The sequence below is a fragment of the Aliirhizobium smilacinae genome (assembly GCF_006335145.1).
GTDB lineage: Bacteria > Pseudomonadota > Alphaproteobacteria > Rhizobiales > Rhizobiaceae > Neorhizobium > Neorhizobium smilacinae.
Map to the genome: position 1 here is coordinate 2,049,402 of NZ_VDMN01000001.1, position 23,486 is coordinate 2,072,887.

A 23,486-nucleotide genomic window follows, 5' to 3' on the forward strand; every position below is an offset into this window, starting at 1 on the left:
ATATCACCGGAACGTCTTGCGGGGGTCAAAGGCATCGCGCACCGCCTCGCCGACGAAGATCAGCAGCGACAACATGATCGACATGGTGAAGAAGGCCGTCAGCCCGAGCCAGGGCGCCTGAAGGTTGTTCTTGCCCTGTGCGATCATTTCACCCAGCGACGGCGAGCCGGGCGGCATGCCGAAACCGAGGAAATCGAGTGAAGTCAGGGTCGCAATCGAGCCTGACAGGATGAAGGGCAGGAAGGTGAGCGTTGCGACCATCGCATTGGGCAGAAGGTGGCGATACATGATCGTCCAGTTGCCGACGCCGAGCGCACGCGCCGCTCTCACATATTCGAAGTTTCGGGCGCGCAAAAATTCCGCCCGAACCACACCGACGAGGCTGACCCAGGAGAAAAGCAGCAATATGCCGAGCAGGATGAAGAAACCGGGCGGCAGAATAGAAGCGATAATCAGCAGGATGTAGAGGACCGGCATGGCCGACCAGATCTCGATGAAACGCTGCATTAGAAGATCGGTCCAGCCGCCGAAATACCCCTGTACCGCACCGGCACCGACACCGATGACGGCCGAGCAGATGGTCAGGACGAGGCCGAAGAGGATGGATATGCGGAAACCGTAAATCATCCGCGCCATGACATCGCGCGCCTGATCGTCGGTGCCTAGCCAATTCAGGTTGCCAAGACGGCAATTCGGGTCCTGATCCCCTTGTGGATAGGCCGTGCAGCGGTCGGCTTTCGCCATCAGCCAAAAGGGTTCGGTCGGCGCCGAATGAGGGATTTGCGAGTTGACTGTCTGATAGGAGTAGCGGATCGGCGGCCAGACCATCCAGCCATTGGCGTCGATCTCCTGCTGAATGAAATCGGAGCGGTAATCGGTCGTCGCCAGAAAGCCGCCGAACTTTTCTTCCGGATAATCGATGAGAACCGGATAGAGGATCTCGCCCTTGTAGGAGGCGACGATCGGCCGATCGTTGGCGATGAATTCGGCAAACAGGCTTGCCACGAACAGGACCATGAAGATCCAGAAGGACCAGTAGCCGCGCTTGTTTGCCTTGAAATTGGCGAGCCGGCGCTTGCTGGTGGGCGACAGGAACGGGCGTTTTGCCGGCGCTGTCACGCCGGCTGCAACTGTTGAAGCGGGCGCGTTCATCAGACGTCCCTCCGCTCGAAATCGATGCGCGGGTCGATCCAGGTATAGATCAGATCCGAGATGAGGTTCACCACAAGGCCCATCAGCGAGAAGATGTAGAGCGTACCGAAGACGATTGGGTAGTCACGATTGACGATCGAAAGGTAACCGAGCCTTCCCAGTCCATCGAGCGAGAATATGTATTCGATTAGCAGCGAACCGGTGAAAAAAGCCGAGATGAAAGCGCCCGGAAAACCGGCGATGACGATCAGCATCGCATTGCGGAAGACATGGCCGTAAAGCACCTGGCGTTCGTTGAGACCCTTGGCGCGTGCGGTCGTCACATACTGCTTCTTGATCTCGTCGATGAAGGAGTTTTTCGTCAGCAGCGTCGTGGTTGCAAAGGCGGAGACCGCCATGGCGATCAGCGGCAATGTCAGATGCCAGAAATAATCGCCGATCTTCTGCCACCAGGTGAGATCGTCGAAATTGTCCGAAACCAGACCGCGCAACGGGAACCAGTCGAGGAAAGATCCGCCAGCGAACATGACGATCAGCAGAATACCGAAAAGGAAGCTCGGTACGGCATAACCGACGATAATGACGCCGGAGGTCCAGATATCAAAGGTCGAGCCGTCCTTGACCGCCTTGCGAATGCCGAGCGGTATGGAGATGAGGTAGGAAACGATCAGAATCCAAAAGCCGAGCGACATGGAAACCGGCAACTTGTCGATGATCAGGTCGATCACCGATGTATTGCGGAAGAAGCTCTCGCCGAAATCGAAGCGTATATAATTCCACATCATGTCGAGGAAACGGGTGAGCGGCGGCTTGTCGAAGCCGAACTGCTTTTCGAGTTTCTTGATCAAATCGGGATCCAGCCCCTGGGCACCGCGATAACTCGAATCGCCGCCGCCCTGTTGGCCGAACAAATCACCACCCGATCCGCTCAGACGATCGGACGCGCTCTCCCCTTGACCTTGAAGCTGAGCCACGACCTGTTCGACCGGGCCACCCGGCGCGAACTGAACGACAACAAAGGAAATCGCCATGATGCCGACGATGGTCGGAATCATCAGCAGCAGGCGGCGAAGGATGTAGGCGCCCATCAGAATTCCCTACCTGAAGGCTCAGGCTTCATTTCACCGCGGGTCTGCGCAAGGAGCAAACGATTTTCCCTTGTTTTGTGGCATTCAGGCGAATCAATCGCGCCTTCATATGGACCAGTTCGAACCAGGCTTCGCAAGCCTTCCTCTTATTCGGCAGCTTTGGTCGACCACCATGTCGATGGAAGACCTATCGAATATTCCGGCAAGGGATCGGGATGGGCAACCGTGTCCCAATAGGCGATGCGCGACGTCTTGGAGCTGTAGCTTGGCACGATGATGTGATTGGCAAGCAGAACGCGATCCAACGCCTTGATCGCAGCGACCTGTTCGTCCCGATTTGCGGCAAAGATGACCTTGCGAACCAGCGCGTCTACAGCGGGATCGCTTATGCCACTGTAATTGGGCGAACCTTCCGTGCCGGCAGATTGCGAACCCCAGAATGCGCTCTGCTCATTGCCAGGATTGAGCGTTTCGCCCCAGCCATTATACATGACATCGAAATCTCTCGATCGCCAGCGGTTTGCAAATTGCGCCTGCTCGACGCTTCTTACCGTCGCTTCCACCCCGATCAGCTTGAGATTGCGAACAAAGGAAAGCGCGACAGGCTCGATCGTCGGTCCGCCAAGCATGATCTCGAATGAAAGCGGCTGACCGGTCTTGGCGTTGACCATGCGGTTGCCCTTCAACTCATAACCGGCCTCCCGAAGCATGCCGACGGCCTTGCGCAAATTTTCCCGCAACTTTGCAGGATCGCCGTTCACCGGATTGGCGTAAGGCTTGGCGAGAACCTCGGCCGGGACCTTGTCCTTCAACTCGTTGAGGATTTCCAGTTCCCTTCCTTGCGGAAGCCCTGACGACGCGAGTTCCGTGCCGAAAAAGAAGCTGTCGATCCTGTCATAGGAATTATAAAAAATCGTCCGCCTCAGTTCCTCGAAGTCGAACGCGTAGTTGAGAGCTTCCCGCACTTTGGGATCGGCAAACTTGTCCCGGCGGAGATTGAAGATGAAGCCGACCATCACGCCTTGTTTGCGATTCTCATTGGCGATTTCTTCACGTTTGACCCGCCCTTGCTGGACAGCCGGGAAATTATAAGCGGTCGCCCAACGCTGCGCGCGGTTCTCCCACCAGTAGTCTTCGTTACCCGACCGGAAGGATTCGAACATGACTTCTCGATCGGCGTAATAACGGTAGATCAGATTACGGAAGTTGTGCCGGCCGATGTTGACGTTGACTTGCTTGCCCCAATAATCGTCACGCAACTGATATGCGATCGACGAACCGGCGGTCATCGCGGAGATTCGATAGGGACCGGAGCCCATGGGGATTTCCAGCGTGGTGCGAGAAATATCTCTCTGCCGCCCCTGCGCATCGTTTCCCTCCCACCAATGCTTCGGAACGATCACAAGCTGGCCCATGATTTGCGGCAGCTCCCGATTGCCGGGTTCGTCGAAAGCGAATGTGACCTCTCGTTCGCCCGTCTTCGATGCACCGGTGACGTGCTTGTAATATTCCCCCTGTTGAGGACTTCCGGCTTTTGCCTTCTCGAAACTGAAGATCACGTCTTCAGGGGTGACGGGCTTTCCGTCTGCCCATTTTGCCTCGGCTCGCAGGCGAAATGTGACCGAGGAGTAATCGGATGGATACTTCATTGCCTCTGCGAGAAGACCATACATGGCCGATATCTCGTCTTCCGATGCGACCATCAGCGGTTCAAAAACCTGGCTCAGTCCGCTGGCAGCCTCGCCGCGTTCCAGCAAAGGGTTCAAAGTATCGAAATTGCCTTCCACGGAAAGCCGAAACGTCCCGCCTTTTGGAGCTTCGGGATTGACGTATGCGAAATGAGGGAAATTAGCGGGATATTTCAGATCCCCGATTGTCGCCATGCCATTTTTCCATTGGCTGTCGTCCTGGGAAAAAGCCTCTGGCGCAACCGAGAAGGTGACGCCGGCAAACACGAGAAGCGTTGCCGCGAACCGGTGAGCCAAATCCATGCAATATCCCTTTTCGTTATCCTTGTTGCAGCGAAGCATAGAGCAAAAGCAGGCAAAAAACAGGAGAGGCCGGTCACAAGCGATTTATCGCACGCGTTCGTTGAAGGGAGATCTCCATTTCACCAAAATCGCAATTCAGACTAAGCTTGCAGTACAAGTGATTTGCGGCGGATGTTCATGAAATCGATTTCGAAGATGGTCCTCGGACTGGCAGCAACGGCCCTGTTGTGCGGTTCCCTGGCGGATCCGTCGATTGCGCAGGACGGCACACCGGCCAAGCAGCTCTTCGGTGCCGTCCAGTTGCCCAATGCAGCATCTCCCGCACCTCTCGGCTTTTATGCCAAGGGCTGCATGTCCGGCGCCGTCGCGCTGCCGACGGACGGGCCGACCTGGCAGGCCATGCGCCTTTCGCGCAACCGGCGCTGGGGCAACCCGGCGATGATCGACCTGCTCGAACAGTTTTCCCGCGATGCCGCGCGTCTCGGCTGGGGCAGCGGCATCCTGGTGGGCGATATTTCCCAACCGCGCGGCGGGCCGATGATCAACGGCCACGCGTCGCACCAGATCGGCCTCGATGCCGACGTCTGGTTTACACCGAAACCCGTGCAGGCGATGACGGTCCAGCAGCGGGAAGACATGCCGTTTACCTCCATGCTCGACAAGAGCAAGTTCCTTACAGTCGATTCACGCAAGTGGACGGGTACACATGCCCGTCTCGTGATGCAGGCGGCAAGCTATCCCCAGGTCCAGCGCGTTTTCGTCAATCCCGCAATCAAGAAGAAGCTCTGCCAGACTTGGACCGGCGACCGGAGCCTGCTCGGCAAGGTGCGGCCCGTCTACGGCCATGACGAGCATTTCCATATCCGCATGAACTGCCCGCCGGGCGCCGCAGGTTGCGAGCGGCAGGCGGCAACGCCGGTCACAGATGATTGCGACAGCAAGGCACTTGCCTGGTGGTTCACCAAGGAGCCCTGGGCTCCGCCGAAGCCGGCCGATCCCAATAAAAAGCCGGTGAAGCCGCGTCAGGTCATGCTGTCCGACCTTCCGAAAGCATGCTCTGCCGTTCTTGCCGGGCCATCCCGCTCGGAGGCTGAGGCGACCTATGGCGGCGAACCGGTCGCCTATTCGAGCCAGCCGGCTGCACCTGCGGCCGTGGGGCAGATCGATGCAATCACGTCCAACCCTGCCAATGTCCCTGCGGACGTGCCGGTGCCACGGGAACGCCCTTTCCGTTAATCCCGTTCGGCAAGTGAGCTTTGCAGCGACAACGCCGAGACTTCCCTTATCGATAACAGCAGGATAGAACGCCAAGGCAAATCGAGGTGGTCCGCCAGGACCGGATGGAGGAATGCCTTGGAACCGGCCAAGCCGTGCATAGCGCTGATCGCTCATGATCTGAAAAAAGACGATATGGCGGATTTTGCCCGTCAGCGTCAGACGGCATTATCGAAATTCCGCATCGTCGCGACAGGCACGACCGGTGGTCGTGTGCTGGAGGCCGCCCCCGACCTTGATGTCACGCGGCTGAAAAGCGGACCGCTCGGTGGTGACCAGCAGATCGGTGCGATGATCGCTACCGGCGAAGTCAGCATGCTGGTCTTCTTCATCGATCCTCTCTCTGCGCTGCCTCACGATGTAGACGTCAAGGCGCTGACACGACTTGCAACCGTCTATGACATTCCGATGGCGCTCAATCGCGCCACTGCAGAACATCTCATCGACTTTCAGTAATCCGCGAGATCCGCTCATCATGGCCAATGTTCCTTCCGAAGCACTGCCCTTTCCTATCCTGATCGGAGATATCGGCGGCACCAATGCCCGCTTCTCCATTCTCGTCGATGCCGAGAGCAAGGCGACGGATTTCGTTCATGTGCAGACGGCAGATTACGAAACGATCGATGATGCGATCATCGACAAGGTTTTCAACAATCCCGACCTTCCCAAGCCGCGTTCGACAATCCTTGCCATTGCAGGTCCGATCGACGGCGACGAGATCGACCTGACCAATTGCGACTGGGTCGTACGGCCGAAAAAAATGATCGGCGAGCTCGGCTTCGACGCCGTACTCGTGCTCAATGACTTCGAGGCACAGGCGCTTGCCGTGGCGACCTTGACGGACAACGACCGCGAGCCGATAGGTCCAACTGTGCCTGCCATCGATGCAACGCGCGTTGTCCTCGGGCCAGGCACCGGCCTTGGTGTTGCAGGCGTACTTCATGCCCACGACACATGGTTCCCGGTGCCAGGAGAGGGCGGCCACGTCGATATCGGGCCGCGCACGCCGCGCGATCTCGAAATCTTTCCGCATCTCGCTACCATCGAGGGGCGGGTTTCGGCCGAGGAAGTCATTTCCGGGCGCGGGCTTCTGCATATCTACAATGCTGTCTGCGCGGCCGATGGCGTCGCGCCGAGCATCAAGCTTCCAGCCGAAGTGACCGAAGAAGGATTAGGCGGGAAGAATGCCCAGGCCGCTGAAGCGCTCGAACTGTTCGTGACTTATCTCGGTCGGCTTGCCGGCGATCTTGCCCTTATCTTCATGGCACGCGGCGGTGTTTTCCTCGGCGGCGGCATCTCACCGAAGATCCTGCCAGAGCTGAAGAAACCGTTGTTCCGCGCAGCCTTCGAGGACAAGGCACCGCATAAGGAACTGATGAAGACGATCCCGACTTTTGTCGTCACGCATCCGCAGGCGGCACTTGCCGGTCTTGCCAGCTATGCCCGCACACCAGCTTCTTACGGTATTGCGACGGAAGGTCGGTGCTGGCGCCGATGAATGCCGGAAAGTCACACCGTTAACGAATCCGGCAGGGTTGACTGGCAAAACCAAAGCCAAGGGGTTAACAAGCCCCTTCTAAATACTGTGCAGTGACCCTGCCGAATTGGGACTTTCCATTGAAGGCTGAAAAAGAAAAAAAACGCCACGTTGATTCCGGCACCGTCGTCAGCGTGCTGAAGCGCATCATCTCGGAAAACGGCCGCGACCATATCCGAGGCTACGCGTTTGCGATCGGCTGTCTCATTGCCGTGGCGCTGTCGACGGCCTTTACGGCGTGGATCATGGAAAAGGTAGTCAACGAGGCCTTTGCCAACCGTCGGGCCGATATCGTCTGGCTGATCTGCGGCTCGATCCTCGCTGCCTTTGTGCTGCGCGGCTTCGCCACCTATGGCCAAGCGGTCGCGTTATCGAAGATCAGCAACAACATCGTGGCGCGCTACCAGCGCCGGCTCTACAGCCATATGATGACGCTGTCGGTCGGCTTCTTTGCCGAAGCCCGATCATCGCATCTGGCAGCTCAGGTCAGCCAGAACATTTCCGGCATCCGCGACGTTATGAACCTGACGGTCACCTCGACCGCCCGAGATCTTCTGACGCTGGTGGCGCTTATCGGCGTCATGGTGTCGAAGGACTGGGTGCTGTCTTTGATCGTCTTCGCGGTCGCGCCGCCGCTTCTTTATGCGCTGCGCTACGTGTCGCGCCGGCTACGGCTGGCGACCCGGGAATCGGTCGAGATCAATAGCCGCGTTCTTGGCGCCATGCAGGAAACGGTCCAGGGCATTGCCGTGGTCAAGGCCTTCACCATGGAGCAGGAGCTCGAGAATAAGGTCAACAAGATCATTGTGACGGCCGAAGCCCGCTCCAATCGCATCGCACGGCTTTCCGAGCGCACCTCACCGCTGACGGAAACCTTTGCCGGTTTTGCCATATCGAGCGTACTTGCCTATGCCGCGTTCCGTTCGATCTACGACAACGTGCCGCCCGGAGCTTTCTTCGCCTTCGTCACGGCGCTGCTGATGGCCTATGATCCGGCCCGCAGGCTTGCCAAGCTGCAGGTGCAGATGGATCGCGCGGTGGTCAATGCCCAGATGATCTACGCACTTCTCGATCTTCAGCCGGCGCAGCGGGAAAAGCCCGATGCCGCCGACCTTGCGATCACCGAGGCGAAGGTCGAGCTGAAGGACGTCGTCTTCTCCTACGCCGCGGGCGCGCCTATCCTGCGGGGTGTCAATCTCGTTGCCGAAGGCGGCAAGACAACTGCCCTTGTCGGTCCATCCGGCGCCGGCAAGTCGACCATCATCAATCTCATTCCGCGCTTCTACGATCCGGCCGAGGGGCAGATCCTGATCGACGGGCAGGACATAGCCCTCGTGACCAAATCCTCGCTGCGCCACCAGCTCGCCTATGTATCCCAGCAGCCCTATATGTTTGAAGGTTCGATCCGCGACAACATCCGCTACGGACGTCCGGATGCGACCGATGCGGAAGTCGAGGACGCCGCCAAGCTGGCTTATGCGCATGATTTCATCATCGCTCAGCCGCAAGGTTACGAGACGCCGGTGGGCGAGAATGGCGTGACCCTTTCCGGCGGACAGAGGCAGCGGCTTTCTATCGCCCGCGCCCTGGTGCGCAACGCACCGATCCTGCTGCTCGACGAAGCGACCTCCGCGCTCGACAACGAGTCGGAAGCTGCGGTGCAGAAGGCGCTCGATTCGGCCATGCGCGGCCGCACCGTGATCGTCATCGCCCACCGCCTTTCGACGGTCGTCAATGCCGACAAGATCGTCGTCATGCAGGACGGACGCGTTGTCGAAGAAGGCTCCCATGAGGAGCTTGCGCAGCGCAAACAGGGTCTCTACGCTCGCCTCAACAATCTGCAGGCACCGGAACACAGTCAGGCAGGAACAGACCAATTATGAGTGAAAGTGACATGAAACTCGTCGTGGTGGGCGCGGGCGGACGGATGGGCCAGACGCTGATCCGCGTGATCCACGAAACGCCCGGCGTCACTCTTCATGCAGCGATCGAGCGCGAGGGTTCCCCCTTCCTCGGCAAGGATGCCGGCGAACTTTCGGGCGTCGGACCTATCGGCATCGCGGTAACCAGCGATCCGCTCGAAGCCTTCCTCAATGCGGAAGGCGTGGTCGATTTCACCGCACCGGCCGCAAGCGTTACCTTTGCCGGCCTCGCCGCTCAGGCGCGGATCGTGCACGTGATCGGCACGACCGGTTGCTCGACTGCGGACGAGGAAAAATTCGCAGCCGCCGGCCGTCATGCGCGCGTCGTCAAATCGGGCAATATGAGCCTCGGCGTCAATCTTCTCAGCGTATTGGCCAAACAGGCCGCCCGCGCGCTTCCCGCGGATGGCTGGGATATCGAAATCATCGAGATGCATCACAAACATAAGGTCGATGCGCCATCCGGCACCGCACTTCTGCTGGGTGAGGCTGCGGCCGAAGGGCGTGGTATCGATCTGGAAAGCCAGTCCGTGCGCGTTCGCGATGGCCATACCGGCCCGCGACCCGCGGGTACGATCGGCTTTGCGACACTGCGCGGCGGTTCGGTCGTCGGCGATCATTCGGTCATTCTGGCCGGCGAAGGTGAGCTGGTTACATTGTCGCACAGTGCCCGTGATCGCTCGATTTTCGCACGCGGGGCAGTTGCAGCGGCGCTTTGGGCGCGCGATAAGAAGCCCGGTCAATATTCGATGCTCGACGTGCTCGGGCTCTCAAATCAATAATATCGGAGGTCATTCATGAGCGGTACCCTCGTCCTCGTTCGCCACGGCCAGAGCGACTGGAATCTCAAAAACCTTTTCACCGGCTGGAAGGACCCAGACCTCACCCCGCTCGGCATTCAGGAAGCCGAAACCGGTGGTCAGGCCCTGGCCGACACAGGCATCAAATTCGATATCGCCTTCACCTCCGACCTGAAGCGCGCGCAGAACACGTTGAAGATCGTGCTCGGCAAACTCGGCCAGCCCGATCTCGAAACGATCCGCGACCAAGCACTCAACGAGCGCGACTATGGCGATCTTTCCGGCCTCAACAAGGACGATGCCCGCGCCAAGTGGGGCGAGGAGCAGGTTCATATCTGGCGCCGTTCCTATGACGTGCCGCCTCCGGGTGGCGAAAGCCTGCGTGATACCGGTGCCCGCGTTTGGCCCTATTATCTGACGGAAATCCTGCCACGCGTGCTGCGCGGCGAAAAGGTGCTGGTTGCCGCCCACGGCAATTCGCTGCGCTCGCTGGTCATGGTGCTCGACAAGCTGACCAAGGAAGAGATCCTAGGCGTCAACCTCGCAACCGGCGTACCGATGGTCTACGTCCTCAACGCTGACTCGACGGTTGCTTCCAAGGATGTGCTCGGCGACATGTCCGGTGCGCACTAAGCTTTAAAACGAACTGATCGGTTTGACGCCAGCCGGCAGGATACTGCGGCTGGCGTTTTGCGTTTCCGCCTCGTTAGTTCTCAATGGTGAACTGCACCGCATCGGCCGGAAAGCGACTGACGGCGTATTGGACGGGGACCCCATCCGCATCCGCGTTCAGCGCGCGCGTCACCAGCACGATTGCGCCGGGTGACAATTCGAGCGCCGACAGATCGTCGTTGTCGGCATGGACGGCGGTAATCTCTGTCGAAACGCGAATATAATCCGGCAATCCGACAGTGCCGAATGCGGTCGTGATCGAGCCGCTGTCACGATAGGCATCGGCAATTCCTGCAAAACGATCGGCCGGGAACCATGCGGTTGCCCGTGAGACGGGACGGCGGTCGGCCTTTCTCAGCGTCTCCAGACGGATGAGCGGCGCACCGACAGACAGTTTCAACCGGCTAGCCAGATCCGCAGTCGCGGCCTCTTCGGCCGAAGCCAGAAGCAGGCCTTCCTTTTCGCGCGCCTGATCGCCGATGCCCTGATTGAAGCGCGTGCGTCGCGAAATCGGAAAATTCAGCCTTTCCTTGCGCAGAATGAGAGTGCCCCGCCCCTGCACGGCCTGAACGATGCCTTCCTGTGCAAGGGCCGCGAGCGCGCTGCGAACCGTATGCCGGTTAACGCCGAACTGCTCCGCAAGAACCATTTCGGGCGGCACCTTGCCGATCGCATCATAATCACCGCCGGCGATGGCCGAGCGTATCCGATCGGCGATCTGTCGCCACAAGGCCACCCCGTTTTGCCGGCGAACCGCTGCTTCCTGCATATCCATGTCACACGCTTGTTATATCCAAAAGTTATGGCTAAGTTATCTTGTATAGTTGTCTATATCAATAGACATTTTGGAGACTGGCCATGGATCTTGCAGCGCATACCGTGCCGGACACGGAAACATCCGGACGCCGCCGTTGTGCCGGACTTCTCGCCGGTTCGACGCTTATCGAACTTCACTCCGCGTGGGATGCCTTGACGGATAAACCGGAAACAAAGCCGGTTCGCGGGCCTGAAACCGGGCTCGTTATGGTGCGTGGACGGATCGGCGGCGGCGGAAGTCCGTTCAACCTGGGAGAAGCGACGGTGACGCGGGCGACGATCGCACTTGCGTCCGGCACGATCGGCCATGCGCAGGCACTTGGCACGGACAAGAAAAAAGTTCGGCTTGCCGCGATCTTCGATGCGCTGTGGCAGGAAGAAACTACACGCGACGCCGTCGAACGCACCCTGCTCTCCCCCGTCGAAATGCGCATCGCGACACAGGACAAGGCGAGGGCCGAGGAGACCGCTGCAACCCGCGTCGACTTCTTTACCATGGTACGGGGAGACGACTGATGGCGACCAATACAGAAGCTTTCTCCGGTGGTTTTTCCAACCCGGTCTTCGAATCCCAGAGCATTTTCCGCATGCTGATGGACGGCATGGCACGGCCGGGCACGGTTCGCGACGTGGAACATGACGCCGGTCAGCCCGAGCCGCTCGGCCAGGCTGCCGGCGCGATCGCGCTGACCTTGTGCGACCACGACACACCGGTCTGGCTGAGCGCAGGTTACGCCAAATCGTCCGTGGCGGACTGGATCGGTTTCCATTCCGGCGCCCCGATGACACGCGAGAAGGCCGAAGCGCGTTTCGCCTTTGTCGAAGCCGGAGCAGCCCTGTCCTCCTTCGGTCTCTTCTCCGCCGGAACCCAGGAATATCCCGATCGTTCGACCACGCTTGTCATCGAAGTGGCCGGGCTGGACGAAGGCCAGAGTTTTACGCTTTCCGGACCGGGTATCCTTCAAACCAGATCGGTGGAAATCAGCGGGCTTCCTGAAGCCTTCCTGCGTCTCTGGGCCGACAATCGTCCGCTTTTCCCACGCGGCATTGACGTGATCCTGACCGCAGGCCGGCGCTTCATCTGCCTGCCGCGCACCACGCGGATCACGGCTTAAGCCTGAAGGAGATCAAACCATGTATGTTGCCGTCAAGGGTGGCGAAGCTGCCATCACCAACGCTCACAGGCTTCTCGCGGATCGCCGCCGAGGCGATCGCACGCTTCCTTCCATCACCATCGAACAGGTTGCCGAACAGCTGGGCCTGGCCGTCGACCGGGTGATGGCCGAGGCCTCGCTTCATGATCGCTCGCTTGCAGCACTTGCCGTGCGCCAGTCGCGCGGTGACCTGATCGAGGCGATCTTCCTGCTGCGCGCCTATCGCACCACCCTGCCCCGCTTCGGCAGTTCTGTTCCGCTCGACACGGCAACGATGCAGGTCGAGCGCCGCGTCTCGGCGACTTACAAGGATCTTCCGGGCGGCCAGCTGCTTGGTCCGACCTTCGATTATACGCACCGTCTGCTCGACCCATCCCTGCTTGCCGACGAGGCCGTTGACGAACCTGCCAGCAGGGAAGCCGGCGGTGAGGAGGTCATGCGGGTCTCCGACATCCTCGCCCATGAGGGCCTGATCGAACCGGACGGAGACCTGCCGCAGGATCATGAAGCCGGCGACCTGACACGCGAACCGATGGAATTTCCGATGGGTCGCGACCTGCGCCTGCAGGCGCTTGCCCGCGGCGACGAAGGCTTTCTGCTGGCACTCGGTTACTCCACCCAGCGCGGTTATGGCCGTAACCACCCGTTCGTCGGCGAGATCCGTATCGGCGAGGTCGAGGTAGAGATGGACATTCCCGAACTTGGCTTTGCCGTCTCGCTCGGCCGCATCCGCGTCACCGAATGCCAGATGGTCAACCAGTTCAAGGGCTCATCCAAGGCACCGCCGCAGTTTACCCGCGGTTACGGCCTCGTCTTCGGCCAGAGCGAACGCAAGGCGATGTCGATGTCACTGGTCGACCGGGCGCTGCGTGCGGAAGAGCTTGGCGAGGACATCACCGCGCCGGCTCAGGACGAGGAATTCGTCATTTCCCATTCCGACAATGTGCAGGCGACAGGCTTCGTCGAACACCTGAAGCTTCCCCATTACGTCGACTTCCAGGCGGAACTTGCGATGGTGCGCAGGATGCGTGCCGATATCGAGGCCGCCCGTAACGGCGAAACCGAGATGAAGGATGCTGCCGAATGAGTGCCGATCTCGCCACCTACAATTTCGCCTATCTGGACGAACAGACGAAACGGATGATCCGCCGGGCTATCCTGAAGGCAATCGCCATTCCGGGTTATCAGGTGCCTTTTGCCTCCAGAGAGATGCCGATGCCCTATGGCTGGGGCACAGGCGGCGTGCAGGTCACCGCCTCGATCATCGGCCCGGACGACGTGCTGAAGGTCATCGATCAGGGTGCCGACGACACAACCAATGCGGTCTCGATCCGCGCCTTCTTCCAGAAGGTCGCCGATGTCGCGGTGACGACGCATACCAAGGACGCGACAATCATCCAGACGCGCCATCGCATTCCGGAACAGAAGCTCACCGAGGGCCAGGTCCTCGTCTATCAGGTGCCGATCCCGGAACCTTTGCGCTTCCTCGAGCCGCGCGAAACCGAAACGCGAAAAATGCATGCGCTGGAAGAATACGGCCTCATGCATGTGAAGCTTTACGAGGACATCGCCATCAACGGCCGCATCTCGAAGACCTATGCCTATCCGGTGAAGGTCGATGGCCGCTACGTGATGGACCCGTCACCGACGCCGAAATTCGACAATCCGAAAATGCACATGTCGGATGCGCTGCAGCTGTTCGGCGCGGGCCGCGAAAAACGCATCTATGCGGTACCGCCGCACACTGAAGTCGTCAGCCTCGATTTCGAGGATTATCCGTTCGAGATCCAGACATTCGAGCAGGATTGCGCGCTCTGCGGCGCGCATGGCGTCTATCTCGACGAGGTGGTGCTCGACGACAAGGGCGGACGGATGTTCGTCTGCTCCGATACCGATCATTGCGAGGATCGCCGCGAACACGGCCATGTCGGCGCGATGCTGGCCCAGGATTCAGTTAAGGGCCAGGAGGCTGCGGAATGACCGATACCCCTCTTCTCAAAGTCAGCGGCGTCTCGAAATTCTACGGCAGCCGGATCGGCTGCAAGGATGTCAATTTCGAGCTGTGGCCGGGCGAAGTGCTCGCCATCGTCGGTGAATCCGGCTCAGGCAAGACCACGCTCCTGAACTGCCTTTCGACCCGGCTTATGCCGACGGCCGGCAGCGTCGAATACCGGATGCGCGATGGCAATTTCCGCGACCTCTATCACATGAGTGAGGCGGAGCGGCGGTTCCTGATGCGCACCGACTGGGGTTTCGTTCACCAGAATCCGGCAGACGGTTTGCGCATGACGGTTTCGGCCGGTGCCAATGTCGGCGAACGACTGATGGCGGTCGGCGACCGGCATTACGGAAAGATCCGCGAGACGGCGACCGACTGGCTGGGCCGGGTGGAAATTTCCGCAGACCGGATCGACGACCAGCCCCGCGCGTTTTCCGGCGGCATGCGCCAGCGCTTGCAGATCGCCCGCAATCTCGTCACCGGCCCACGCCTCGTCTTCATGGACGAGCCGACCGGGGGTCTCGACGTCTCGGTTCAGGCGCGCCTGCTCGATCTGGTGCGCGGCCTCGTCAACGATCTGGGCTTGGCCGCCATTGTGGTGACCCATGACCTCGCAGTTGCCCGGCTTCTTTCGCACCGGATGATAGTGATGAAGGACGGTCACGTGATCGAACACGGGCTTACCGACCGGGTGCTCGACGATCCGCGCGAGCCTTACACCCAGCTTCTCGTTTCCTCGATCCTGCAAGTATAGGAGATCCAGATGGCCACTCCTCTCGTCGTCTCGGAAGTTTTCAAGAGCTTCACCATGCACCTGCGCGACGGCATCAAGCTGCCGGTCGTCAAGGATGTGAATTTTTCCGTTGCCAGCGGCGAATGCGTCGTGCTGGGCGGGCCGTCGGGCATCGGCAAGAGCTCGATCCTGAAAATGCTGTACGGCAATTATGCCGTCGATGCCGGCCAGATCCTGGTGGATCACAAAGAGCGGATCGTCGATATCGCCAGTACCGATCCGCGCACGATCATCGACGTGCGCCGTCACACGATGGGTTATGTCAGCCAGTTCCTGCGCACCGTGCCGCGCGTGGCGGCCATCGACGTTGTCGCCGAACCGCTGGTCGCGCGTGGGATCGAGGCAACCGAGGCCAAGGAAAAGGCTGCAGGACTGCTGGCGAAGCTCAACCTGCCGCGCGAACTCTGGTCGTTGCCGCCCGCCACCTTCTCCGGCGGCGAGCAACAGCGCGTCAATATCGCCCGCGGTTTCATCACCAGCCATCGCATCCTGCTTCTCGACGAGCCTACGGCCTCGCTGGACGCCACCAATCGTCGCGTCGTCGTCGAGATGATTGCGGCGAAGAAGCAAGAGGGCGTCGCAATGCTCGGCATCTTCCATGACGAGGAAGTGCGCGAAGCGGTGGCCGATCGAATTCTCGACGTCAGTGCATTTTCTCCCCGAAAGGCCATCGCAGCATGAATGCCAAGGTAGGGCTCGAGCCCGTTATCCACTCGACGGCCAGCGTCAGCAACTCGACGATCGGCCGCTATACCGAAGTCGCCGAGCGCTGCCGCATCGACGAAGCCGAGATCGGCGACTATTCCTACATCATGCAGGATGGCTCCATCTGGTGCGCGACGATCGGCAAGTTCGTCAACATGGCGGCGTCGGTGCGTATCAATGCGACCAACCATCCGACATGGCGCGCGACGCTGCATCACTTCACCTATCGTGCCGCCAACTACTGGGACGATGCCGAAAACGAGCAGGATTTTTTCGAATGGCGTCGCGACAACCGCGTCACGATCGGCCATGACGTGTGGATCGGCCATGGCGCGACCGTGTTGCCCGGCGTGACCGTCGGCAATGGTGCGGTGATCGGAGCAGGTGCGGTCGTCTCCAAGGATGTCGCGCCTTACACGATCGTCGGCGGCGTTCCCGCCAAGCTGATCCGCGAACGGTTCACCAGGGAGGTCGGCGAAGGAATGGACCGGCTCGCCTGGTGGGATTGGGATCATCTGAAGCTGCGCCATGCGCTGGATGACTTCAGGGCGCTTTCGGCCGAGGATTTCCTCTCGCGCTATGCGTTGTAACGAAAGCGTTACAGAAGCGTCATGCATGTAACAAAACTGACATCGAATCGACATTCAGGCTTCATCAACCACGTCTAATCCCATCGGCACCAGGGGATTGGACGGGTTGAAAACATGAAGTTTGAACTGAGGAACATTACCCGGCGTTTCGGCGATCGCATCGCGGTCAATGCCGTCAACGTGGAAATTCCCCAGGGCCAGATGGTCGGCATCATTGGCCGTTCCGGCGCCGGCAAGTCCACTCTCCTTCGCATGATCAACCGCCTGCAGGAACCGAGCTCAGGCTCGATCCACTTCAACGGCGCCGAGGTCTCGTCGCTGAAGGGTGCGGGCCTGCGAAACTGGCAGCGCGACTGCGCGATGATCTTCCAGCAGTTCAATCTCGTGCCCCGCCTCGACGTTTTGACCAATGTCATGCTCGGCCGGCTGAACCATCGCTCGACGCTGATGAGCCTGTTCAGCATCTTTTCCGACGATGAGCGTCTGGCGGCTCTTGCAGCCCTTGAGCGTCTCGGCATCGAACAGACCGCGATGCAGCGCGCCGGCACGCTTTCGGGCGGCCAGCAACAGCGTGTCGCCATCGCCCGCGCATTGATGCAATCACCGAAGATGCTGCTTGCCGACGAGCCGATCGCCTCGCTCGATCCGCTGAACGCCAAGATCGTGATGGACGCGCTGCGTGACATCAACGAGCGCGAAGGCATCACCGTCGTCACCAACCTGCACACGCTCGATACCGCCCGCAGCTATTGCGAACGGATAATCGGCATGGCGCATGGCAGCGTCGTCTTCGACGGTCCGCCGTCCGAACTCACCGCTGCGGCTGTTCAGGAGATCTACGGCTCCGACAGGGATGGCGCAGGCATAGACGAGACGATGACCTCGACCAGCATCAACATTCCCGCTGCTCAGACGAGCACGGAAAAGCAATCGGGCGGTATCGGCACGCTGGCAAGCGCCAGGGCGTGACACCCGCACTTGACGATCGTCTGCCCGCGTAAAGGGCACCATTTTTCATGACCCAACTCCGGATAATCCGGAAACAGGAGATCACCATGCTGAAGAAAGTTCTTCTTGCTGCCGTCGCCATGAGCGTCGTTGCAGGTTCCGCAATGGCACAGGACGTCAAGGTCCTGCGCATCGGTCTCGACGGCTCGGAAAACGAAGCCGACCAGATCCGCAACACCCAGTGTGTCGCCGATGGCCTGAAGGCTGCGACCGGCGTTCCGGAAGTTCAGATTTTCCCGTCGCCTGACTATAACGGCGTCATCCAGGGCCTGCTTGGCGGCACGATCGACATCGCTTCGATGGGCGCTTCTTCCTACGCTGCTATCGCGATCAAGGACCCGAAGGCCGTCGACCCGATCCTGACCTACACGCAGTCGGACGGCTCCAGCGGTTATTACTCGATCATGGTCGCCCGCAAGGATTCGGGCATCAAGACGCTTGCCGACCTCAAGGGCAAGAAGCTCGGCTTCGCCGACCCGGACTCGACGTCCGGCTACCTCGTCCCGAACGTCGCGCTGCCTAAGGAAATCGGCTCTTCGGTCAAGGAATATTTCTCTGAAACCGGCTTCGGCGGCGGCCACGAGAACCTCGTTCTCGCCGTTCTCGACAAGAAGTTCGATGCCGGCACGACATTCGGTTCGGGCGTCGGCAAGTGGGAAGAAGGCTATACCGGTGGCAACCTGCACCAGATGGTCAACAAGGGCATCCTCGACATGGACGATATCGTCGAAGTCTGGAAGTCGCCGCTGATCCCGAACGGCCCGTTGATGGTCAACAACAAGCTGCCGGCCGAGATGCGCGCCAAGGTCGAAGCCTACTTCATGGACCTTCCCAAGAAGGACCACGATTGCTTCAAGTCCTACACCCAGGGCGACAACAAGGACTACATCAAGGTCGATCCGTCTTTCTACCAGACGATTGTCGACGCTCGTAAGTCCGTCATCGGCGGCTGATCTTTCTCACCATAATCTGACGGCGGCGTCGAAAGATGCCGCCGTTTTGTCAACCGAGAGTGCGGATCATGGCGACCATCAGCGAACAGAATAATGGCAGCCGAAGAGGCGAACTCGGCCCTGCAGCATCGATGATGATGCAGCACTACCGGCAGCAACTTCGCACACGCCGGATCTATACCGCGATCTCGATCGGCATTTTCCTCGTCGTGCTTTTCTATTCGCTGCAATTCGCCAATGATGCGAATGCCGGCAAATTCTTCGAACGCTTGCCGTATTTCTTCGATTTCATCCGCAGCTTCGTGCCGGACAGCCCGATGGAAATCTTCCGGGCGATGTTCGACCTGCCTTCGCCTTATGCCGACGGCTCGCTCAAATACAATTATACTGCCGACCGCCATTACATCACCGACACGCTGTATATCCCGAACTTCATCTACCAGCTGGTGATCACCATCAACATCGCGCTGGTTTCGACGATTATCGGTTCGGCCTTAGCCTTCCTGCTCTGTTTCTTCGCTTCGACCAATCTCGTCGGGGCCGGCATCACCCGTTTCGTCGTGCGCCGCATCATGGAAGTGCTGCGCGCCTTTCCGGAAATCGTCATTGCCGGCCTTCTGACTGCCATTCTCTCTATTGGCCCGATTGCGGCAATCATCGCGATCACCGTCCATACGATCGGCGCGCTCGGAAAACTGTTCTTCGAAGTGGTCGAAAATTCCGACATGAAGCCGGACGAAGGCCTGCGTGCCGCGGGTGCAAGCTGGGTCGAGCGGGTGCGTTTCGCCATCGTTCCCCAGGTCCTGCCGAATTTCGTCTCCTACACGCTGCTGCGCGCCGAGATCAATGTGCGCGCCTCGACCATCATCGGCGCGGTCGGCGGTGGCGGCATCGGCGAAGTATTCCGCCTGGCGATCGGCCGTGACCACGCCGCCAAGACCTATGCGATCATCATCCTTTTGCTCGTCAGCATCATCATCATCGACCAGTTTTCCGCCTGGCTTCGCCGCCGGCTGATCGGCCAACAGTCCTTCGAATTCGGCAGGGGAGCAGCCTGATGACGTCTTCGGTTCCAACCATCAACGCGTCCGATCGCGAACGCCTACGGGAAGCTCATCCAGAGGTTTTCCATCGTTCCATCATGAAGCGCTACGGGCTGCTCGTCGGGTCGGGCATCGTGACGCTCTACCTCGTGATCTGTTTCTTCGCCTTCAATGTCGGCCCCGCTTTCATGAACGGGCAATGGGACCGTGCTTCGCTCTACATTCAGGACTGGTATTCCTGGCGCGCCCAGCCACGTCTGCGTTTCGAGGACAACGGAACTGTCAAGGCACAATGGTCGAGCCGCGGGCAATATGCGCAGGGTGCGGATATCTTCTGGCTCAAGCCCACCGAAACCGGTGGCTATACGGTTACATATGGCAGCGACGCCGATCGTCTCGACGTCACGACCAGCCGCGTCGATGTATATCTGAATGGCACGGCCTATCCGGTAACGATCTCCGAGGATGCCGCGACAGCGCCGGCTGATGCACCTGCCGCCATTCGGCAGGACGGCAACAAGGTGCTGGTGAACTACGGCTATGAGGGCCAGGCCGAGATCCGCACAAGCCAGGTCTATGTACAGCGCCGCTTCCTCGGCTGGGCCAATTTTCTGTTCGACACCAAGTCCGATTTCTGGGGCAAGAGCTGGGGCCAACTCGCAGCACTTGCGACCATCGGCGAGCGGCTCGATCCGGCCCGCTCGAATATCGGCCACATGGTCGATGATTTCCTCGGCAACAATGTCTGGCAGCATGCAGACATTCTGTCGAAGCTGTTGCAGACGCTGGTTATGGCTTTTGTCGGCACGCTGCTCGGCACGCTCTTCGCCTTTCCGCTCGCCTTCATCGCCGCGCGCAACATCACCCGGAGCCGTGCTGCCAACTGGGGCATGAAGCGACTGTTCGATTTTCTGCGCTCGGTCGACATGCTGATCTGGGCCCTGTTCTTCACCCGCTCCTTCGGCCCCGGACCGATCCCCGGTATCGCGGCGATCTTCTTCACCGATGCCGGTGCGCTCGGAAAGGTCTATGCGGAAGCGGTCGAGAATGTCGACGACAAGCAGCGCGAGGGCGTCAAATCGGTCGGTGCGCCTCCGGTCATCGTCAACCGCTTCGGCGTCGTGCCGCAGGTCCTGCCAGTGTTCATCTCGCAGTCGCTGTATTTCTGGGAATCCAACACCCGTTCGGCCACCGTCATCGGCGCCGTCGGTGCAGGCGGCATCGGTCTCAAGCTCTTGGAAGCGATGGGCACGAATGCCGATTGGGACAAGGTCGCCTATATGGTGTTGCTCATCCTTCTCGTCGTCTTCCTGTTCGACGCGATATCAAACGCGATCCGTTCGCGGCTGATCGGCGGGCCGACGCACTAATCGGCGTCGGCATCATCATTCTGTCATGGAAATCTTTTAGGCGCAGGGCCTGTCTTCGGACGCGGCGGATGTCTACACTTCCGTCTCCGCCCCTTCCTCATTCCGGAATGATGCCTTGCGTTACGCCCTTTATTTTTCGCCCGCCGCGGACCATTCGCTGACGAAGACCGCATCCCGCTGGCTCGGCCGCGACGCCTTTACCGGCGAGACGTTTCCGACGCCTAGTGCAGAGGGTCTTTCGAGCGAAGAAATTCATGCGCTAACCGCTGATCCGCGCCGCTACGCCTTCCATGCGACGCTGAAAGCGCCATTCGAACTGGCGGAAGGACGAAGCGAAGAGGAACTGATCGAGGCTTTCGAGCGATTGGCTGCATCGACGACTGGCTTCGACATCCCGAACCTCGTGATCGGCCAGCTTGGCCGTTTCTTCGCGCTGGTGCCGGATCAGGTCTACCCCGAACTGCAGGCCTTTGCCGCCCGCATCGTCGAAGAATTTGAACCGTTCCGGGCGCCGCTTTCCGAACCGGACATCGCCCGCCGCAAGCCCGAGACGCTTTCACCCGAACACCGCGCCAATCTGATGCGCTGGGGTTATCCGCATGTGATGGACGAGTTCCGTTTCCACATGACGCTCTCCGGTCCCGTGCCGCCCGAACAGGCCCCTGCGATGCGCGCTGCGATCGAACCGCGATTTTCCGATTTCACCAACAAGCCGCTTTCCATCGACGGGCTCGCGCTTTTCGTCGAGCCCACCCGCGGCGCAGATTTCATCGCCCATCGCTGGCTCCCCCTGAAGCCGGCCTCCGAGACCAGAAAGACCGGCACATGACCACCGAGACCGTATTCACCAATGCCCGTATCGTGCTGGAAGACAGCATGATCTCCGGCTCCGTCCAGATCCGCGACGGCAAGATCGCCGACATTTCCGAAGGCAATGTCCATGTCGGCGAGGATTTCGAGGGCGACTACCTGATCCCCGGCCTGGTTGAGCTTCATACCGACCATCTCGAACAGCATTATTCTCCGCGTCCCGGCGTGCGTTGGAATGCAACAGCTGCAATCCAGGCGCATGACGCCCAGATCGCATCTTCCGGGATCACCACCGTTTTCGACTGCCTACGCATGGGATCCGACGAGGATGGCGGCTTCGAACATGGCGAGATGCGCGACATGGCCGACGCCATACAAGCCGCCGAACGCGACGGGCGCCTGCGCTCCGAGCATCTCATCCACCTGCGCTGCGAGGTTTCGGCCGACAACGTGCTGGAGCACTTTGCCGATTTCGAAAACGACAGCCATGTGCGGCTGGTCTCCTTGATGGACCATGCGCCGGGCCAGCGGCAGTTCCAGACGATGGACCAATACATATTCTATTACCAGAAGAAGCGCGGCCTTTCCGACGAGGTATTCAAAGCCTTCATCGACAAGCGGGTGGCGGAATCACAGCGCAATTCGACGCCGCACCGGCTTGCGATCGCAAAACACTGCGCCGAGCGTGGCATCACGGTCGCGAGCCACGACGATGCAACGCTTGCGCATGTGGACGAGGCGATCGAGAACGGCGTGAAGCTTGCCGAATTCCCGACCAGCTTCGAGGCCGCAGCGGCTTCGCACAAGGCCGGCATGAGCGTCCTGATGGGCGCGCCGAACGTGGTGCGGGGCAAGTCGCATTCCGGCAATATCGCTGCCCGCGATCTTGCCGCCAATGGCGTTCTCGACGTTCTTTCCTCCGACTACGTGCCGCTCAGCCTGCTTTATGCGCCCTTCATTCTTGCAGACGACGTTGACGGCATCTCTCTTCCCAAGGCGATCTCGATGGTGACTGCCACGCCTGCCCGCACTGCCGGTCTTGCCGATCGCGGCCGGATCGCAACGGGGCTGCGCGCCGATCTCGTGCGGGTTCACCGGGAGGCCGGAGTACCCGTATCGCGCGCCGTGTGGCGGCAGGGGCGTCGGGTGGCGTAATGGACGGATCATCCGAACCTCGCAGAGATGTCGGTGAAGGCTGCATGGTCGCGGTCGTCGGCCCAAGCGGCGCCGGCAAGGACACGCTGATGGCCTATGCCGCCCGTGCCTTCTCCAACCGTTCCGACGTGGTTTTCGCCCGCCGTGTGATCACCCGTGACGCCAATGCGGGTGGTGAGGATCATGACGGCGTCTGCGAGGCCGAGTTTGAAAAGCTTGAGGCAGATGGCCGCTTTGCCGTCTGCTGGAAGGCTCACGGCTTGCACTACGCCATACCCATCGAGACGAAGGATGCCGTTTCCAAGGGAGCAATCGTGATTGCAAACGGATCGCGCTCGGCGCTCGGTCTGTTCAGGGACGCATACCCCAACCTTGTCGTCGTCAATGTGACGGCGCGACCGGAGGTACTTGCTGCACGGCTTGAGGCGCGCGGGCGAGAAAGCAGGGAAGATATTCTGCGCAGGCTGGAGCGGAGTTCGCTTGGCGTGATCGGCGACTACAAGGTCGTTACGATCGACAACAGCGGCGAAATAGAAATTTCGGGCCGCGCCATTGTCGATGCCGTTTCGACTTTATTATCCCAGTCTTTTATCCCCAAGGAAAAATAAAACCTGACACGCTTTAAAGTTCCAACGGTTCCCCTACCTGATCTA

At 59.9% G+C, this 23,486-nt stretch carries 24 protein-coding genes; 20 read left to right on the top strand and 4 right to left on the bottom strand.

Features of this window, described 5'->3' with window-relative positions; translation table 11 throughout:
- Window positions 1–3: 3 nt before the first annotated feature.
- The 3 genes from FHP24_RS10030 to FHP24_RS10040 all read right to left on the bottom strand — a co-directional run bounded on the left by FHP24_RS10030 (window position 4) and on the right by FHP24_RS10040 (window position 4,231).
- Window positions 4–1,152, bottom strand: coding sequence for an ABC transporter permease (locus tag FHP24_RS10030; protein ID WP_139675904.1), 1,149 nt, complete (start codon window positions 1,150–1,152; stop codon window positions 4–6).
- Window positions 1,152–2,240, bottom strand: coding sequence for a microcin C ABC transporter permease YejB (locus FHP24_RS10035; RefSeq protein WP_139675905.1), 1,089 nt, complete (start codon window positions 2,238–2,240; stop codon window positions 1,152–1,154). Before FHP24_RS10035 ends, FHP24_RS10030 begins: the two co-directional genes overlap by 1 nt.
- A 146-nt stretch (window positions 2,241–2,386) precedes the next feature.
- Window positions 2,387–4,231, bottom strand: coding sequence for an extracellular solute-binding protein (locus tag FHP24_RS10040; RefSeq protein WP_139675906.1), 1,845 nt, complete (start codon window positions 4,229–4,231; stop codon window positions 2,387–2,389).
- Window positions 4,232–4,408: 177 nt separating this feature from the next.
- Between FHP24_RS10040 and mepA the strand changes: the two genes are divergently transcribed.
- The 6 genes from mepA (at window position 4,409) to FHP24_RS10070 (ending at window position 10,398) form a co-directional block, all read left to right on the top strand.
- Window positions 4,409–5,467, top strand: coding sequence for a penicillin-insensitive murein endopeptidase (gene mepA, locus FHP24_RS10045; protein WP_139675907.1), 1,059 nt, complete (start codon window positions 4,409–4,411; stop codon window positions 5,465–5,467).
- Between the two features lie 117 nt (window positions 5,468–5,584).
- A complete protein-coding gene (locus FHP24_RS10050; protein WP_139675908.1) occupies window positions 5,585–5,962 on the top strand; it encodes a methylglyoxal synthase in 378 nt (125 codons plus the stop codon).
- 19 nt (window positions 5,963–5,981) lie between these two features.
- Window positions 5,982–7,004, top strand: coding sequence for a glucokinase (locus tag FHP24_RS10055; RefSeq protein WP_139675909.1), 1,023 nt, complete (start codon window positions 5,982–5,984; stop codon window positions 7,002–7,004).
- Window positions 7,005–7,123: 119 nt separating this feature from the next.
- Window positions 7,124–8,926, top strand: a complete 1,803-nt coding sequence (locus tag FHP24_RS10060; RefSeq protein ID WP_139675910.1) for an ABC transporter ATP-binding protein — start codon at window positions 7,124–7,126, stop codon at window positions 8,924–8,926.
- Complete coding sequence (gene dapB / locus FHP24_RS10065) at window positions 8,923–9,747, top strand: 4-hydroxy-tetrahydrodipicolinate reductase (RefSeq protein ID WP_139675911.1); 825 nt, start codon at window positions 8,923–8,925, stop codon at window positions 9,745–9,747. Before FHP24_RS10060 ends, dapB begins: the two co-directional genes overlap by 4 nt.
- Before the next feature lie 15 nt (window positions 9,748–9,762).
- Window positions 9,763–10,398: a 2,3-bisphosphoglycerate-dependent phosphoglycerate mutase gene (locus tag FHP24_RS10070; protein WP_139675912.1), complete on the top strand. Its 636-nt coding sequence runs from the start codon at window positions 9,763–9,765 to the stop codon at window positions 10,396–10,398.
- 73 nt (window positions 10,399–10,471) lie between these two features.
- On the opposite strand, the gene phnF is transcribed toward FHP24_RS10070, so the two are convergent.
- Complete coding sequence (gene phnF, locus FHP24_RS10075) at window positions 10,472–11,206, bottom strand: phosphonate metabolism transcriptional regulator PhnF (protein WP_139676213.1); 735 nt, start codon at window positions 11,204–11,206, stop codon at window positions 10,472–10,474.
- A gap of 89 nt (window positions 11,207–11,295) precedes the next feature.
- Between phnF and phnG the strand changes: the two genes are divergently transcribed.
- The 14 genes from phnG to phnN all read left to right on the top strand — a co-directional run bounded on the left by phnG (window position 11,296) and on the right by phnN (window position 23,441).
- Window positions 11,296–11,769 carry a phosphonate C-P lyase system protein PhnG gene (phnG, locus tag FHP24_RS10080; protein ID WP_139675913.1) on the top strand — a complete coding sequence of 158 codons (474 nt, stop codon included), beginning with the start codon at window positions 11,296–11,298 and terminating at the stop codon, window positions 11,767–11,769.
- On the top strand, window positions 11,769–12,368 hold the full coding sequence (gene phnH / locus FHP24_RS10085) for a phosphonate C-P lyase system protein PhnH (protein WP_139675914.1): 600 nt from the start codon (window positions 11,769–11,771) through the stop codon (window positions 12,366–12,368). Before phnG ends, phnH begins: the two co-directional genes overlap by 1 nt.
- Before the next feature lie 19 nt (window positions 12,369–12,387).
- Complete coding sequence (locus FHP24_RS10090; RefSeq protein WP_139675915.1) at window positions 12,388–13,494, top strand: carbon-phosphorus lyase complex subunit PhnI; 1,107 nt, start codon at window positions 12,388–12,390, stop codon at window positions 13,492–13,494.
- Entirely contained in the window at window positions 13,491–14,387 is an 897-nt protein-coding gene (locus FHP24_RS10095) for an alpha-D-ribose 1-methylphosphonate 5-phosphate C-P-lyase PhnJ (RefSeq protein ID WP_139675916.1), read from the top strand. Before FHP24_RS10090 ends, FHP24_RS10095 begins: the two co-directional genes overlap by 4 nt.
- Complete coding sequence (gene phnK / locus FHP24_RS10100; protein WP_139675917.1) at window positions 14,384–15,160, top strand: phosphonate C-P lyase system protein PhnK; 777 nt, start codon at window positions 14,384–14,386, stop codon at window positions 15,158–15,160. Before FHP24_RS10095 ends, phnK begins: the two co-directional genes overlap by 4 nt.
- Before the next feature lie 9 nt (window positions 15,161–15,169).
- Window positions 15,170–15,880, top strand: a complete 711-nt coding sequence (gene phnL / locus FHP24_RS10105; protein WP_139675918.1) for a phosphonate C-P lyase system protein PhnL — start codon at window positions 15,170–15,172, stop codon at window positions 15,878–15,880.
- Window positions 15,877–16,494: a DapH/DapD/GlmU-related protein gene (locus FHP24_RS10110; RefSeq protein ID WP_139675919.1), complete on the top strand. Its 618-nt coding sequence runs from the start codon at window positions 15,877–15,879 to the stop codon at window positions 16,492–16,494. The genes phnL and FHP24_RS10110 overlap by 4 nt, the downstream gene beginning before the upstream one ends.
- A gap of 114 nt (window positions 16,495–16,608) precedes the next feature.
- Window positions 16,609–17,463, top strand: coding sequence for a phosphonate ABC transporter ATP-binding protein (gene phnC / locus FHP24_RS10115; RefSeq protein ID WP_139675920.1), 855 nt, complete (start codon window positions 16,609–16,611; stop codon window positions 17,461–17,463).
- Window positions 17,464–17,549: 86 nt separating this feature from the next.
- Complete coding sequence (phnD, locus tag FHP24_RS10120; RefSeq protein WP_139675921.1) at window positions 17,550–18,455, top strand: phosphonate ABC transporter substrate-binding protein; 906 nt, start codon at window positions 17,550–17,552, stop codon at window positions 18,453–18,455.
- 137 nt (window positions 18,456–18,592) lie between these two features.
- The gene (gene phnE, locus FHP24_RS10125; RefSeq protein WP_139676214.1) at window positions 18,593–19,513 is read left to right on the top strand and encodes a phosphonate ABC transporter, permease protein PhnE; all 921 of its coding nucleotides are present in this window, start codon (window positions 18,593–18,595) and stop codon (window positions 19,511–19,513) included.
- Window positions 19,513–20,868 (top strand): phosphonate ABC transporter, permease protein PhnE, encoded by a 1,356-nt coding sequence (phnE, locus tag FHP24_RS10130; protein ID WP_139675922.1) that lies wholly within the window; start codon window positions 19,513–19,515, stop codon window positions 20,866–20,868. Before phnE (FHP24_RS10125) ends, phnE (FHP24_RS10130) begins: the two co-directional genes overlap by 1 nt.
- A 115-nt stretch (window positions 20,869–20,983) precedes the next feature.
- Window positions 20,984–21,697 carry a DUF1045 domain-containing protein gene (locus FHP24_RS10135; protein ID WP_139675923.1) on the top strand — a complete coding sequence of 238 codons (714 nt, stop codon included), beginning with the start codon at window positions 20,984–20,986 and terminating at the stop codon, window positions 21,695–21,697.
- Window positions 21,694–22,833, top strand: a complete 1,140-nt coding sequence (locus tag FHP24_RS10140) for an alpha-D-ribose 1-methylphosphonate 5-triphosphate diphosphatase (RefSeq protein ID WP_139675924.1) — start codon at window positions 21,694–21,696, stop codon at window positions 22,831–22,833. The genes FHP24_RS10135 and FHP24_RS10140 overlap by 4 nt, the downstream gene beginning before the upstream one ends.
- Window positions 22,833–23,441 (top strand): phosphonate metabolism protein/1,5-bisphosphokinase (PRPP-forming) PhnN, encoded by a 609-nt coding sequence (gene phnN, locus FHP24_RS10145; RefSeq protein ID WP_246091647.1) that lies wholly within the window; start codon window positions 22,833–22,835, stop codon window positions 23,439–23,441. The genes FHP24_RS10140 and phnN overlap by 1 nt, the downstream gene beginning before the upstream one ends.
- The last annotated feature ends 45 nt before the right edge of the window (window positions 23,442–23,486 follow it).

Excerpts from the sequence above, each read along its gene's own strand:
- phnE (WP_139676214.1), top strand. The coding sequence starts at position 18,593 with ATGCAGCACTACCGGCAGCAACTTCGCACACGCCGGATCTATACCGCG.
- FHP24_RS10090 (WP_139675915.1), top strand. The coding sequence starts at position 12,388 with ATGTATGTTGCCGTCAAGGGTGGCGAAGCTGCCATCACCAACGCTCAC.
- phnK (WP_139675917.1), top strand. The coding sequence starts at position 14,384 with ATGACCGATACCCCTCTTCTCAAAGTCAGCGGCGTCTCGAAATTCTAC.
- FHP24_RS10030 (WP_139675904.1), bottom strand. The coding sequence starts at position 1,152 with ATGAACGCGCCCGCTTCAACAGTTGCAGCCGGCGTGACAGCGCCGGCA.
- phnC (WP_139675920.1), top strand. The coding sequence starts at position 16,609 with ATGAAGTTTGAACTGAGGAACATTACCCGGCGTTTCGGCGATCGCATC.
- phnF (WP_139676213.1), bottom strand. The coding sequence starts at position 11,206 with ATGCAGGAAGCAGCGGTTCGCCGGCAAAACGGGGTGGCCTTGTGGCGA.
- phnG (WP_139675913.1), top strand. The coding sequence starts at position 11,296 with ATGGATCTTGCAGCGCATACCGTGCCGGACACGGAAACATCCGGACGC.
- FHP24_RS10140 (WP_139675924.1), top strand. The coding sequence starts at position 21,694 with ATGACCACCGAGACCGTATTCACCAATGCCCGTATCGTGCTGGAAGAC.
- FHP24_RS10040 (WP_139675906.1), bottom strand. The coding sequence starts at position 4,231 with ATGGATTTGGCTCACCGGTTCGCGGCAACGCTTCTCGTGTTTGCCGGC.
- phnH (WP_139675914.1), top strand. The coding sequence starts at position 11,769 with ATGGCGACCAATACAGAAGCTTTCTCCGGTGGTTTTTCCAACCCGGTC.
- FHP24_RS10095 (WP_139675916.1), top strand. The coding sequence starts at position 13,491 with ATGAGTGCCGATCTCGCCACCTACAATTTCGCCTATCTGGACGAACAG.
- FHP24_RS10070 (WP_139675912.1), top strand. The coding sequence starts at position 9,763 with ATGAGCGGTACCCTCGTCCTCGTTCGCCACGGCCAGAGCGACTGGAAT.
- FHP24_RS10035 (WP_139675905.1), bottom strand. The coding sequence starts at position 2,240 with ATGGGCGCCTACATCCTTCGCCGCCTGCTGCTGATGATTCCGACCATC.
- mepA (WP_139675907.1), top strand. The coding sequence starts at position 4,409 with ATGAAATCGATTTCGAAGATGGTCCTCGGACTGGCAGCAACGGCCCTG.
- phnD (WP_139675921.1), top strand. The coding sequence starts at position 17,550 with ATGCTGAAGAAAGTTCTTCTTGCTGCCGTCGCCATGAGCGTCGTTGCA.
- FHP24_RS10110 (WP_139675919.1), top strand. The coding sequence starts at position 15,877 with ATGAATGCCAAGGTAGGGCTCGAGCCCGTTATCCACTCGACGGCCAGC.
- dapB (WP_139675911.1), top strand. The coding sequence starts at position 8,923 with ATGAGTGAAAGTGACATGAAACTCGTCGTGGTGGGCGCGGGCGGACGG.
- FHP24_RS10055 (WP_139675909.1), top strand. The coding sequence starts at position 5,982 with ATGGCCAATGTTCCTTCCGAAGCACTGCCCTTTCCTATCCTGATCGGA.
- phnE (WP_139675922.1), top strand. The coding sequence starts at position 19,513 with ATGACGTCTTCGGTTCCAACCATCAACGCGTCCGATCGCGAACGCCTA.
- phnL (WP_139675918.1), top strand. The coding sequence starts at position 15,170 with ATGGCCACTCCTCTCGTCGTCTCGGAAGTTTTCAAGAGCTTCACCATG.
- phnN (WP_246091647.1), top strand. The coding sequence starts at position 22,833 with ATGGACGGATCATCCGAACCTCGCAGAGATGTCGGTGAAGGCTGCATG.